This window comes from Hymenobacter arizonensis (genome assembly GCF_900115775.1).
Taxonomy (GTDB): domain Bacteria; phylum Bacteroidota; class Bacteroidia; order Cytophagales; family Hymenobacteraceae; genus Hymenobacter; species Hymenobacter arizonensis.
The window spans coordinates 966,117-978,554 of the sequence record NZ_FOXS01000001.1 but is presented as its reverse complement, the minus strand read 5'-3'; the positions used below and the strand labels follow the sequence as shown (position 1 = coordinate 978,554).

Genomic DNA, 12,438 nt, shown 5'->3' with positions numbered 1-12,438 from the left:
CGTTCGTTGTTATGGCCCGCATCCCCAAAGAACTAGTCGACCACATCATCCAAACCGCCGACATTGTCGAAGTAGTCGGCGACTTCGTGCAGCTCAAGCGCAAAGGCCAGAATTTGTGGGCGCCCTGCCCGTTTCACAACGAAAAGTCCCCGTCGTTCTCCGTCAACCCAGCTAAGTCGCTCTACAAGTGCTTTGGCTGCGGCAAGGCGGGCGGAGTGGTGCAGTTTGTGATGGACGTGGAAGGCACCAGCTACGTCGAGGCTCTGAAATACCTGGCCAAGAAATACGCCATTGAGATAGAGGAAGAGGAAAAAACGCCTCAGCAGCAGTTGGAGCAGAACGAGCGGGACTCGCAGTTCATCGTTTCAGACTGGGCCAAAAACCACTACCACAAGCTCCTGTTGAACTCCGAGGAGGGCATGAGCATCGGCTACGGTTACCTCAAAGAGCGGGGCCTGAACCTGACCACCATTCAGCAGTTCGAGCTGGGCTATTCGCTCGATAGCTGGGACGACCTGCTGAAAGCCGCTGAAACGGCCGGCTACGAGAAGAAATATCTGGAAAAAACCGGACTCGTCGTCACCAAAACCGACGACCAGGGCCAGGACACCGGGCGGCGCTACGACCGGTTCCGGGGCCGCGTGATGTTTCCCATCCACAACATCAGCGGCCGGGTGGTTGGCTTCGGGGCGCGCACCCTGAAGCGCGACGATAAGATGGCGAAGTACCTCAACTCGCCGGAGTCGGACATCTACCACAAGTCGGATGTGCTGTATGGCCTGTTTCAGGCCCGGCAGGCCATCCGGACGCAGGAGGTGTGCTACCTCGTGGAAGGCTACCTCGACGTGCTCAGTCTCTACCAGGGCGGCATCAAAAACGTAGTGGCATCGTCGGGCACCTCACTCACCGAAGGCCAGATACGCCTCATTAAGCGGTATTCCGACAACGTGACGGTGCTGTACGACGGCGACGCGGCCGGCATTAAAGCGTCGCTGCGCGGCACCGATTTGCTGCTCGAAGGCGGCCTGAACGTGCGCGTGGTGCTCTTCCCCGACGGCGACGACCCCGACAGCTACATCCGTAAAGTCGGCGACAAGCGCTTCACCGACTACATCGAGAACCAGAGCCAGGACTTTATCAGCTTCAAAACCACGCTGGTGGCCCGCGAGGCCAGCAACGACCCAGTGAAGAAGGCCGAGGCCATCCGCGACGTGCTGCACAGCATTGCCAAGGTGCCCGACGCCATCAAGCGGCAGGTGTTTTTGCAGCAGACCTCGGCCACGTTCGGCATCGACGAGCAGGTGCTCATCACCGAATACAACAAGCTGGTAAAGTCTCCCGCGGCCAAGCAAAGCAGCGGCGGCAACGCCGGGAACTACGGCAACGGCGCCGGCAGCGCCAACACCGGCTACCCGCCCAGCAGTAACAATAGCAGTCGCCAGGCCCCAGCCGCCCGCCCCATGTCGGACGAGGAAGAGGCCGAAATGCTGATGTATGGCGGCCACGAAGCCACCGTGGAAATACTTGGTGTCGGCGTCAGCTACCAGTCCACGCCGTCGGAGGCCGAGCAGGAAGACCTGCCCGACATGCTCAAGGTGTGCGAGCGGGAAGTGCTGCGGCTGCTGGTGTTATACTCCTCACTCGAAGTAGAAACCGAAGTCAGCGTGGCCGCTTACCTGCTCAATCAGCTGGAGGAGGCGCCCTTCAAAACGCCGCTCTTTGCCGAGATGTGGGAAATCTGTCGCCAAGAACTGCTGGCCGGCCGCTTTCCCGACGCCCGCCTGCTGGCCCAAAACGAGCGGGCCGACATCCGCAGTCTCATCACCGACCTGGCCACGGAGCGCTACGAGCTTAGCCCTAACTGGCGCACCAAAGAAATCTACGTTTTCAACGAAGTCGACATGCCCAAGCTGGCCTGCGACAACGCCGTGCTCCGCCTCAACAAGGTGCATGTCCAGCGAGAGCTGGACCGTGCCATGGAGCGCCTGCGCCTGCCCGGCCTTGACGACGCGGAGATGTTTGAGATTCTGGGCCAAATCAAAAACCTCAAGCAGCTCGACAATCAGCTTGCCGGTATGCTGGGCACTGTGATTCCGCGCGGGGCGTAGCGGTGCCTATTATTGTGCTCGCTTTCGGGTAGAACACCAGTGGCTGTCCCCATGAATCAATGTTAAAGCGCGTCCATTTTACCCGCCTCATCCTGGCTGTGACCATTGCGGTTTCGAGCTTGGTTATCGGCATGGCGGGCTTCGTCTACATTGAAGGATTCAACCTGATTGATGCCTTCTACATGACGGTCATCACCGTCTCGACGGTGGGTTTCAGCGAGTTGCACCCGTTGTCGAACGCGGGCCGGTTGTTCGTTTCCTTCTTTATTCTCTACAACCTCGTGGTGGTGGCCTACCTTGTATCGGTGCTGTCATCGTTTATTTTCGACGGGGAGCTACGCAAAATCTTCAGAATGATTCGGACCGACCAGGAAATCAAACACTTTAAAGGTCATGTCATTGTGTGTGGCTTTGGCCGAAACGGGCGCCGCGCCTATCAGGAGCTTCGAGCCAATGGGGCCCAGGTAGTGGTAGTGGAGGTCGACAAAGAGCTGATGCAGCGCACTACCGAAGGCACCACCGGCGAGGACTACAGCGGCGATGGTTTGCCGGGCGGACTAATCATTACCGTGTGTGGCGATGCCACCATGGACCTCGTGCTTCATCAGGCTGGAGTGGAGCGGGCTTCGGCACTCATCACGGCGCTGCCTAAGGATGCTGACAACGTGTTTGTTGCGCTCTCCGCCCGAGCCCTCAATCCCCGCCTCAAAATCATTGCCCGCGCTTCTCAAAAAACGTCGGAAAGCAAGCTTTTGTCGGCCGGGGCCGACTCAGTGGTGATGCCCGATGAGATTGGCGGTTCGCACATGGCCAAGTTGGTGGTTCGGCCGGAAGTCATCCGTTTTCTCGACCTCATCACCAACCTTAGCTCTGACAAACTGCGTTTGGAGGAAATCAACTACGACCAACTACGACAAGAGTTTAAGAGCATCAGCTTGCGCGAAATGGACGTTTGCTCTACTTCGGGAGCTACCGTCATTGGCTTGCGGCAAGCCAGCGGCGCCCTTACCATGAGCCCATCGGTAGACTACGTGCCCGTACCCGGCGACGTGCTGCTTTTGCTCGGCAACGAGGAGCAGATGGACCGGTTTGAAGTTCGATTTCGGCAGCTGTAAGCACTGCTCTTGGGCACTAAGCGCGAGTTTTGGAGTTGCTACTTCGGGGCGCTTCCTACCTTTGTGCCCTCCATGCACATTCTGCAACTCATCCCTCGCGTTCCGTTTCCACTTACCACTGGGGGAGCCATTGCCATGCATGACGTTGCGGCGGGCCTGGTGCAGGCAGGCCACCGCGTCACGATGCTGGCCATCAACACGCCCAAGCACCACCAGCCGGCTGATGCTCTCGACCACCTGGGTCCCAATTTTCGATTGGTGACGGTGGACATCGACACGGATATTTCGCCGCGCCGGGCTCTGAAAAACCTGCTTTTTAGTCGACAGCCCTACATCGCAGAGCGGTTCATCAGCTCCTTGGTCGGGGAGAAGCTCGTTGAGCTCCTGCGCACCGAGAAAATTGATTTGGTGCAAATGGAAGGCACGTTCGTGGCCTGGTACGCCGAGTACCTGGGCCGCCAGCACAGCGCCGAGCTGACCGTTCCTCCGCTGGTTTTGCGCGCCCACAACCTCGAATACACCATCTGGAAGATGCTGGCCGGGCGCGAGGCCAACCCCATCAAGCGTTTCCTGCTGCGCACCATGGCCCGCCGGCTCGAAGTGTTTGAGCGCCGCCACCTGCTCCAGTTTGATGCCGTGGCGGCCATCACGCCCGATGATGTCGAGCGCCTGCGCGGCATCGGTTGCCCCGAGCCGGTGGAGTTTATTCCGGCAGGAGTGGAGCTGGCCCGCTTTCAGCCCGACCCCGCCGTCACGCCCAAGCCGCGCACTCTCTTCATGATAGGCTCTTTGAACTGGCTGCCCAACCTGGAAGGCGTGGAGTGGCTGCTGCGTGAGGTGTGGCCCACGTTCCACGCCGAAATGCCCGACGTGGAGCTGCACATTGCGGGCAGCGGCACCCCCGACAGCCTACTGGCACCCCGCACCGACAACGTCATCGTGCACGGCTTTGTGAAGTCGGCCCCCGCCTTCATGCAGCAGTACGACCTGATGGTGGTGCCGCTGCTGAGCGGAGGCGGCATGCGCATCAAAATCATTGAAGGCATGACCTTAGGCAAGCCGGTCCTGAGCACCCGCCTCGGCGCCGAAGGCATTGCCGTGCGCGACGGGCACGACATCGTGCTGCGCGACTCGGTCGAAGAATGGCTGACCGCCCTGCGCGCCTGGGCCCGCGGCGAGCTGCCGACCACTCAGATTGGCCTGGCTGCCAAACGCACCGTCCTCGAGCTTTATGATAATGGCCAAGTGGTGCAGCGGTTTGTTGGTTTGTATGAACAGCTCCTCGCGCCCGTCGCTGCCAGTACCTCAGCCCCTTTGCCGCGCGCATGAAGCTGCTCGTACTCCTTTCGCGCTTTCCATTTCCCCTCGATAAAGGGGATAAGCTGCGGGCCTATCATCAGTTGCGCTTCCTGGCAGCGCACCACGAAGTCTGCCTTTTTGCCCTTTCCGACGAAGCTGTTTCTCCCGAAGCCGAGGCCTTAGTTAGTCCGTTGTGCCGCGGCGGCCTGGTAGTGCACCGGCTCCGCCGGCCCCGCATAGCCAGCAACATGACGTGGGCGCTGCTCGCTGGGCGACCGCTGCAAGTGGGGTATTTTCATGATGCGCACGCCCAGCACAAGATAGATGCGCTGTTGCAAAGCTTCAAGCCTGACCATGTGTACTGCCAGCTTATTCGGATGGCGGAATACCTACGTTCGCACGCCGGCCAGCGCAACATGACCCTGGACTACATGGACGTCTTCTCGGCCGGCATGGCGCGCCGCGCAACGCAGGCCCCGCGGTGGCAGCGGCGGGTGTTCGCCCTCGAAGCCAAGCGCCTACAAGCCTACGAAACCGAAGCATTTGGGTGGTTTCAGCACCACACCATTATCAGCGACCAAGACCGGCAGCTAATTCAACATCCCTGCCGCGACCAGATTCAGATAGTGTTGAATGGCATCGATACCGATTTTTTTAAACCCCAGCCCGACACCCCAAAGAAGTACGATGTGCTGTTTTGCGGCAACATGGGCTACCACCCCAACATAGACGCGGCATGTTTTCTGGCCGAAGAAATCATGCCGTTGGTGCGCCAGGTGCTGCCAGATGCCCGGCTGCTAGTGGCCGGCACCACCCCCGCGGCACGGGTGCTCGCATTGGCTTCGGCCCATACCGAAGTAAGCGGCTGGGTGCCCGATATCCGGGAAGCTTACGCCGCGTCGCGGGTTTTTGTGGCAGCTATGCGCGTGGGTACCGGCTTGCAAAACAAGCTGCTTGAGGCCATGGCCATGCGCCTGCCATGCGTGACCACGCCCCTCGCCAATAATGCCCTCGGCGGTACCCATGGGCAGGAATTGAGCGTGGTAGCGGCCGACGCTTCAGTCTTGGCAGAGGCCATTACGATGCTTCTGAGCGATGCCGTTGCCGCCGACAAACTGGCCCACCACGGCCACGAATTTGTGAAAGAGCACTTCACTTGGCCGGGTGCCACTGCCCGCCTAGAGGCGTTGTTCTGCTAGCGGCCGCATCGCGGGCTAACTTTGCAGCGGCCCTCGTTGTTATGGCCCGAAATACCCCACCCATGCTTGATACCATCGAATCCGCCATTGCCGATATCCGCGCTGGCAAGGTAGTTATTGTCGTCGACGACGAAGACCGCGAAAACGAGGGCGACTTTATCTGCGCCGCCCAGTGCGCCACGCCCGAAATCATCAATTTCATGGCCACCCACGGCCGCGGCTTGGTGTGCGCCTCGCTGCCCGAGCAGCGCTGCGAAGAGCTTGGGCTCGACCTGATGGTGGGCCACAACACGGCCCTGCACGCCACGCCGTTCACGGTGTCGGTCGATTTGCTGAAGAACGGCGTGACCACCGGCATCTCGGCCTCCGACCGCAGCAAGACCATTCTGGCCCTCATCGACCCCAGCACCAAGCCCGAAGAGCTGGGCAAGCCCGGGCATATCTTCCCGCTTAAAGCCCGCAAAGAAGGCGTGCTGCGCCGGGCTGGTCACACCGAAGCCGCCGTGGACCTGGCCCGCCTGGCCGGGTTTGAGCCGGCCGGTGTACTGGTCGAAATTCTGAAGGAAGACGGCGAGATGGCCCGCCTGCCCGATTTGGAAATAGTAGCCAAGAAGTGGGACCTGAAACTGGTTTCGGTGCAGGACCTCATCAAATATCGTCTGGCGCACGAAAGCCTGATTCACCGCGACATTTCGGTGAAGATGCCCACCGAATGGGGCGATTTTGACTTGTACGCCTACACCCAGCGCAGCAACAACGTGCAGCACCTGGCCCTGGTGAAGGGCGACATCAGCGGTCCGGAGCCGGTGCTGGTGCGCGTGCACAGCTCCTGCGTCACGGGCGACATCTTCGGTTCGTGCCGCTGCGACTGCGGCCCCCAGCTCCACCAGGCCATGCGCCAGATTGAGAAAGAAGGTCGTGGCGTAATCGTCTACATGAACCAGGAAGGCCGCGGCATTGGCCTAATCAACAAGCTCAAGGCCTACAAGCTGCAGGAGCAGGGCCGCGACACCGTGCAAGCCAACGAAGACCTGGGTTTCAAAAGCGACGAGCGCGACTACGGCGTGGGCGCCCAAATCCTGCGCGACCTTGGCATCACCGAGATGCGTCTGCTCACCAACAACCCCCGCAAGCGCACCGGCCTCGTTGGCTACGGCCTAACCATTGTGGACACGCTTCCCATCGAAATCAATTCCAACCCTCACAACGAGGCCTACCTCGTTACCAAGCGCGACAAGATGGGGCATGAGATTATGCGCAAAGTGCCCACCGACGCCTCGGAAGTAGCGTAAGCAACACCCCAGTAGACGAAACCCGATAATACTCCTATATTGGGAGTATTATCGGGTTTTTTTCTACACCATTATGAAACGCTGGTTTTTGGTGGGCCTGTGGCTGGCGGGCGGCAGCGCAGCCTGCGCCCAGCCGAGCATGGGCACTCGGCAAGACTTTAAGCTCAGCCAGCTGGTACTCACCAGTGGCGACACGCTGGCAGGCCCCCTTTCGATGCGCACCGCGCCCGACATGGTGTACGTAACCCAGCCCGATGGCAGTGTGCGCCCGTACGTGGCCGCGCAGGTGGTGGCCTTTGCGGTGCAGGGCCAAGTAGCAGTGCCGCAGCGCAACCGCCGCACTGCCGCCACTTACGACCCCAGCACCATCCGGCTTTTCCGCACCCTGACCTGGCAGTCTGAGCGCATGGACCTGCGCCCCGAGCCTACTTTTTTTGAGCAGATAAGCGAAGGACCGGTGCTGTTGCTGCGCCGCCAATCCACGGTGCGGGTATTGGGGGGCATGCACGATACCGCTCCCGTGCCCGTGCTCACTCCGTCCGGAGGCCGCACGCCTCCCCAAAACCCGATGCCCGCCGCGCAACGGTCTGTGAGCTACTTGGCCAAGCAGGAGTTCTGGGACAATTTTTATCTGGCCTGGCCAACGGGCGAAATACGTCCGCTTCGCAACAACAAGAAGGACTTGCTGGAAGCATTTCCGCAGCAAGCCAAGCAGCTGCAAGTCTTCGCTAAAGCCCAGGGCATAGGCTACTCGACAGCTGCCGAGCTGCGCGAACTGGTGAATTATGCCAATTCGCTGGCAAGCACAAGCAGCCGCTAAATGCCACGCACTGGTATTCGGCGGCTGCACAAGCCCAAATTAGGACTGGGCCGGCGGCTGAGCTAGCTGCTGTCGTAGTATAGTGAGCAGGGACTGCGCAGCATATTCCACGTTCAGGGCGCGGCCGCGGTCCAGCACATACTCTTTGCTGATGGTTTGGGTGGCGTCGGCGTAGGCCAGGCACACGGTGCCTACCTTTTTGGTGTCGGTAGCGCCGCCTGGGCCGGCAATGCCGCTCGTGGCCACGGCTACATCCACGCCCAGGCGGCGTCGGGCACCCTCGGCCATTTCGCGCACGGTGGCTTCGCTCACCGCCCCGTATTGCGCCAGCGTATCGGTTTTAACGCCCAGCTCTTCCTGCTTGATGTCGTTGTGGTAGGCCACGATGCTGCCCCGAAAATAGCCTGAGCTGCCCGGCACGCTAGTGAGCCGGTGTGCTACCAGGCCCCCGGTGCAGCTTTCGGCGGTGCCTATGGTTAGGTTCCGGGCCAGCAGCAGCTTGCCAATGGCTGCTTCCAGCGTAGTCTCTTCTTCAGCAAAAATGTACTCGCCAATGCGCTCCTGAAGGGCGGGCAGCAGGGCCAGCATGCGGCCGCGCAGGTCGGGTAGCCCGTCGTCGGAGCCGGTGAGGCGCAGGCGCACGGCCCCAAAACTGGGCAGATAGGCCAGCTTGATGTTGGTGGGCAGGGCTTCTTCCCAATCGGCGATTTTTGCAGCCAGGAACGACTCGCCCAGGCCGGCTGTCATCACCACTACGTGCTCAATGGGTGCGATGTGAAACTGGGCCTGCAAACGCGGCAGCACGTGGTCGGTCATCAGGCGCTTCATTTCGAATGGCACGCCCGGCATGCTCACGAACACCGTGCCTTGGTCGTTGAACCACATGCCCGGGGCGGTGCCCACGGCATTGTGCAGCACTTCGCAATTGGCAGGCACCATGGCCTGCTGGCGATTCACGTCGAGCATGGGGCGCTGGAAGCGCCGGAATATTTCTTCCACGTGGTGCAGTGTGGGCTCGTGCATCACCAGCTCTGAGCCGAAGTAGCGGGCCAGCACGTGCTTGGTCAGGTCGTCCTTAGTGGGGCCCAGGCCGCCGGTGATAAGCACCACTTGGGCACGTTGGCGGGCTTGGTCGAGCGCAGCCACAATCTCATCGGCCCGGTCCGACACAGAAGAAATCTGCCGCACCCGCAGGCCTATTTTACCCAGCTCCTGGCCCATAAAGGCGGAGTTGGTATCCACCACCTGGCCGTAAAGTAGCTCATCGCCAATGGTCATGATTTCCACATCGGGGGGCGCCGTGAAGGCCGGAGTAAAAGCAGCAGGGTAGTGACCCGGGGTGGGAGTAGGCATACTGAGGAGTTAAAAATAGGTTTGGCCGCAAAATTGTCTGCAATTTGCATAAGCGACGGTCCAAGGACAGCCATAGGGGCTATCCGGTTTTCCCGTCGCAGCTGTTTATTTCATGTTTACTCGCATTGCCAGCGCCCTGCTGGTAGCCGGCCTCCTGGCCTCGACGGCGCCCGCCGCTCACGCTCAAACTACCGCCGCCAAAAAAGCCGCCGCTCAAAAAGCTGCAAATCAGAAAGCTGCCGCCCAAAAAGCCGCTGCTACCAAAGCGGCTGCCACTAAAACAGCGGCTGCTAAAGCGGCCGCCGACAAAGCTGCCGCTGAAAAAGAAGCCGCTGCCGTTCCGCCTCCCGCACCGCTCACCGAGGCCCAGGCCAGCGCTGGGGTTAAGGAGGCTCTTAACAAAGGCATCATCAAGGCCGTGCAGTTTGCCTCCGAGCCCGATGGTTTTAATACCAACGATGACATTCACATTCCCTTCCCGGAAGATGCCATTTTGATGAAAACCACCCTGAGCAAGTTTCCGGGCATGAATACCCTCATTGCCACCTTCGAAACCCAGCTCAACCGGGCGGCCGAAGCCGCTGCACCCAAGGCCAAGGATATTTTCCTGAACGCCTTGGCCAACATCAGCATCACCGATGCCCTGAGCCTCGTTACCAGCAGCTCGACTGATGCCGCCACGCAGTTTCTGCGCCGGGCCACCGAGGCACAGCTGATAGCCACCTTCCGCCCCGACATCAGCGCTGCCATCGACCAGGTGGGTGCCGGTGCTGCCTACGCGAAGATGACCAACCAGTACAACCGCATTCCGCTCATGACGCCCGTGCAGACCGACCTAACCGCCTACACCACGCAGAAAGCCGTGGACGGCTTGTTCATTCTACTGGCCAACGAGGAGAGCAAAATTCGCAAAAACCCCGCAGCTCGCACTACCGACATTCTCAAGCAGGTGTTCGGCCGCAAGTAGACCACGCAGATTTTCGTGTACAAAAAAGCCCTTGCTGGATTACCAGCAAGGGCTTTTTTGTGGTCAACTATTTAAAATATTGGATTAGTAATCGTCGCTGTCGAAGCTGCTGCCACGGCGGCTACCGCGGCCGCTGGCATAGCCTTCGTCGGCATCGTCGTCATCGTCGTCGGCAAACTCGTCTTCATCATCGTCGAGGCTGGTGAAGGCGCCGCGGTCGGCGTTTTCGGCGCGCTCGGCTTCCACAAACTCTTCCTCCGTCATGTTGGCCAGGTCTAGAGCTTCGTCGTGCGAAGAGCCGGTGTCGGTCCACATCAGGTAGTCGGCGTATTTGGCCGAAAGGCGGTCTTCGGAGCTGCCAAGAGCGGCGGCGCCCCCTTTGGCGGCATATGTATCCAGGTTGTCGTCGTCGTCGAGCAGGTCGTCGTCCAGGTCGTCGTCATCAATCATGGCCAGGGCGGATTAAGTTGAGGTGAATAATTGTATTGGAGTGGCCGCGAAGATACGGGCCGGGCAATTTTTCGGCTGACTATTTAGCTGAATTTTATGCTGAAAAAGTAAGCTCAAGCTTAGCGTTGGCCTTGTTTGAGTCAGAACGTACGCCTTATTTCCACCAATAAATTAAGAAGTTGTGGCGGCGCTACAGCCCTAATCTTTGGCAGGAATTCTCTGAAAATCGGTCACCAATAATTGCTCATCACAAAACGCGTATTCAGCCGGCACGTTCGAGCTTAGCAGCAGGGTGCGGCCTTGGCGCGTGGCCTGCACGTGCTCTTGGTACCATGCCACACCGGTCGCGTCGAGGTTGGTGGTGGGCTCATCCAGCAGCAGCAGGGGCGCCTGGGCATACAAGGCCAGCGCCAGCTTTAGGCGCTGCTTCATGCCTGATGAAAACTCGCGTACCAGTCGGTGGCGAGCCTTCTCAAGGTACATCAGGTCAATCAGCCCGTCGAGAGACATTCCGGGGCGCAGCGCTTTAAAGCGGGTGTGGAAGTGCAGCAGCTCTACCAGCGTTAGCTCCTCTAGCAGCTCCAAGTATGGGGCCGCGTAGGCCAGGTGCTGCGGCACGTCTTCGACCGCTACCGAGCGGCCCGCCAAGGTGTAGAGCAGGTTACCTTCCGTGGGCAATAGCTGGCCTGAAATGGTATTGAGGAGCGTGCTTTTGCCAGCGCCGTTAGGGCCCAGCACCGCCGTAGCACTCCCGGGCACAAAGGCCCGCGTGAGCCCCCGGAAAATCCAGTCGCGCTGGAAGCGCTTGCCCAAGCCGGTGGCGTCAATGTGCAAAATGCTCGACGTTGGTTAGTAGGTGCGGCTAGTGTGCCCAGGGCCCAAACGAACCCAATGCCAGCGACTCAGTCGTTAAAAAACAGGTGCAAATAGTGACCGTTAAAGAAGGGCTAGCCCAAGATTAATCTCCGTCGGATTCTTCGGAGCTGCGCTCGCGCTTGGGACCTTTGATGATGCCGCGGGTGGCCGCCCGCACAAACTCCACTGCTTGGTCGCGCTCTATCGAAGGCACAATTTCAGCCTCGATGCGCGCCAGGGCATCGTGGGTGTTCATGCCGCCCAGGAAAAGCAAGCGGTACATGTTGTGCAGGTTGGTCACTTGCTCTTCGCTAAAGCCGCGGCGGCGAAGACCTACGGAGTTCACGCCCGCGTAGCTCAGCGGCTCCCGCGCCGCTTTCACGAAAGGCGGCACGTCTTTGCGCACCAGCGACCCCCCGCCCAAAAAGGCGTGTGCCCCAATGCTCACAAACTGATGGATAGCCGACGTGCCTCCCAAAATGGCCCAGTCGCCCACAGTTACGTGGCCGGCAATCTGCACCGAGTTCGAAATCACGCAGTAGTTGCCAATGATGCAGTCGTGCGCCACGTGCACATACGCCTGAAGCAGGCAGTGGCTGCCCACCACGGTGCGGCCCCGGTCTATGGTGCCCCGGTTCACGGTCACGCATTCGCGCAACACCGTGTAGTCACCGATTTCGGCGGTGGTGTGTTCGCCAGCAAATTTTAAGTCCTGAGGCACTGCACTCACCACCGCGCCCGGAAACACCTGGCAGTGCCGCCCAATACGGGCGCCGTTCATGATGGTCACGTTTGGCCCAATCCAAGTGCCCTCTCCAATTTCAACGTCCGCCGCAATGGTCGTAAACGGTTCAACGGTTACGCCCGGCGCGAGGCGAGCATCAGGATGGATGTGAGCGAGGGGAGAAATCATGTACTCGGGTGTCATGTATCATTTAACATTTAACAGGCGGCTGCGACTGCGTAAAATCAAGTCAGGG

11 protein-coding genes are annotated in these 12,438 nt (G+C 59.9%); 7 read left to right on the top strand and 4 right to left on the bottom strand.

All coding sequences use genetic code 11. The features are described 5' to 3' along the window. Positions 1-11: 11 nt before the first annotated feature. The 6 genes from dnaG (at position 12) to BMZ66_RS04095 (ending at position 7,833) form a co-directional block, all read left to right on the top strand. Complete coding sequence (dnaG, locus tag BMZ66_RS04120) at positions 12-2,108, top strand: DNA primase (RefSeq protein WP_092669224.1); 2,097 nt, start codon at positions 12-14, stop codon at positions 2,106-2,108. 59 nt (positions 2,109-2,167) lie between these two features. Then, a complete protein-coding gene (locus BMZ66_RS04115; RefSeq protein WP_092669223.1) occupies positions 2,168-3,223 on the top strand; it encodes a potassium channel family protein in 1,056 nt (351 codons plus the stop codon). 72 nt (positions 3,224-3,295) lie between these two features. Beyond that, positions 3,296-4,552: a glycosyltransferase family 4 protein gene (locus tag BMZ66_RS04110; protein WP_092669221.1), complete on the top strand. Its 1,257-nt coding sequence runs from the start codon at positions 3,296-3,298 to the stop codon at positions 4,550-4,552. After that, a complete protein-coding gene (locus BMZ66_RS04105) occupies positions 4,549-5,721 on the top strand; it encodes a glycosyltransferase (protein ID WP_092669211.1) in 1,173 nt (390 codons plus the stop codon). The genes BMZ66_RS04110 and BMZ66_RS04105 overlap by 4 nt, the downstream gene beginning before the upstream one ends. A gap of 62 nt (positions 5,722-5,783) precedes the next feature. Then, positions 5,784-7,013, top strand: a complete 1,230-nt coding sequence (locus BMZ66_RS04100) for a bifunctional 3,4-dihydroxy-2-butanone-4-phosphate synthase/GTP cyclohydrolase II (protein ID WP_092669209.1) — start codon at positions 5,784-5,786, stop codon at positions 7,011-7,013. A gap of 73 nt (positions 7,014-7,086) precedes the next feature. Beyond that, complete coding sequence (locus BMZ66_RS04095) at positions 7,087-7,833, top strand: hypothetical protein (RefSeq protein ID WP_092669207.1); 747 nt, start codon at positions 7,087-7,089, stop codon at positions 7,831-7,833. A 39-nt stretch (positions 7,834-7,872) separates the two neighbouring features. Here BMZ66_RS04095 and BMZ66_RS04090 read toward each other — a convergent pair whose 3' ends face one another. Then, positions 7,873-9,186, bottom strand: a complete 1,314-nt coding sequence (locus tag BMZ66_RS04090) for a competence/damage-inducible protein A (protein ID WP_092669205.1) — start codon at positions 9,184-9,186, stop codon at positions 7,873-7,875. Between the two features lie 112 nt (positions 9,187-9,298). Between BMZ66_RS04090 and BMZ66_RS04085 the strand changes: the two genes are divergently transcribed. Beyond that, positions 9,299-10,153, top strand: a complete 855-nt coding sequence (locus BMZ66_RS04085; RefSeq protein WP_092669203.1) for a DUF4197 domain-containing protein — start codon at positions 9,299-9,301, stop codon at positions 10,151-10,153. An 84-nt stretch (positions 10,154-10,237) separates the two neighbouring features. Here the strand turns inward: BMZ66_RS04085 and BMZ66_RS04080 are convergent, their stop codons facing one another. From BMZ66_RS04080 to lpxA, 3 genes are all read right to left on the bottom strand, one after another. Further along, positions 10,238-10,603 carry a hypothetical protein gene (locus BMZ66_RS04080; RefSeq protein ID WP_092669201.1) on the bottom strand — a complete coding sequence of 122 codons (366 nt, stop codon included), beginning with the start codon at positions 10,601-10,603 and terminating at the stop codon, positions 10,238-10,240. Positions 10,604-10,801: 198 nt separating this feature from the next. After that, entirely contained in the window at positions 10,802-11,437 is a 636-nt protein-coding gene (locus tag BMZ66_RS04075) for an ABC transporter ATP-binding protein (protein ID WP_092669194.1), read from the bottom strand. Between the two features lie 124 nt (positions 11,438-11,561). Further along, positions 11,562-12,371, bottom strand: a complete 810-nt coding sequence (gene lpxA, locus BMZ66_RS04070; protein WP_092669193.1) for an acyl-ACP--UDP-N-acetylglucosamine O-acyltransferase — start codon at positions 12,369-12,371, stop codon at positions 11,562-11,564. Positions 12,372-12,438 lie beyond the last annotated feature (67 nt).

Bases quoted from the DNA above. Each gene is read 5' to 3' on its own strand.
- dnaG (WP_092669224.1), top strand. From the start codon at position 12: ATGGCCCGCATCCCCAAAGAACTAGTCGACCACATCATCCAAACCGCC.
- BMZ66_RS04115 (WP_092669223.1), top strand. From the start codon at position 2,168: ATGTTAAAGCGCGTCCATTTTACCCGCCTCATCCTGGCTGTGACCATT.
- BMZ66_RS04110 (WP_092669221.1), top strand. From the start codon at position 3,296: ATGCACATTCTGCAACTCATCCCTCGCGTTCCGTTTCCACTTACCACT.
- BMZ66_RS04105 (WP_092669211.1), top strand. From the start codon at position 4,549: ATGAAGCTGCTCGTACTCCTTTCGCGCTTTCCATTTCCCCTCGATAAA.
- BMZ66_RS04100 (WP_092669209.1), top strand. From the start codon at position 5,784: ATGCTTGATACCATCGAATCCGCCATTGCCGATATCCGCGCTGGCAAG.
- BMZ66_RS04095 (WP_092669207.1), top strand. From the start codon at position 7,087: ATGAAACGCTGGTTTTTGGTGGGCCTGTGGCTGGCGGGCGGCAGCGCA.
- BMZ66_RS04090 (WP_092669205.1), bottom strand. From the start codon at position 9,186: ATGCCTACTCCCACCCCGGGTCACTACCCTGCTGCTTTTACTCCGGCC.
- BMZ66_RS04085 (WP_092669203.1), top strand. From the start codon at position 9,299: ATGTTTACTCGCATTGCCAGCGCCCTGCTGGTAGCCGGCCTCCTGGCC.
- BMZ66_RS04080 (WP_092669201.1), bottom strand. From the start codon at position 10,603: ATGATTGATGACGACGACCTGGACGACGACCTGCTCGACGACGACGAC.
- lpxA (WP_092669193.1), bottom strand. From the start codon at position 12,371: ATGATTTCTCCCCTCGCTCACATCCATCCTGATGCTCGCCTCGCGCCG.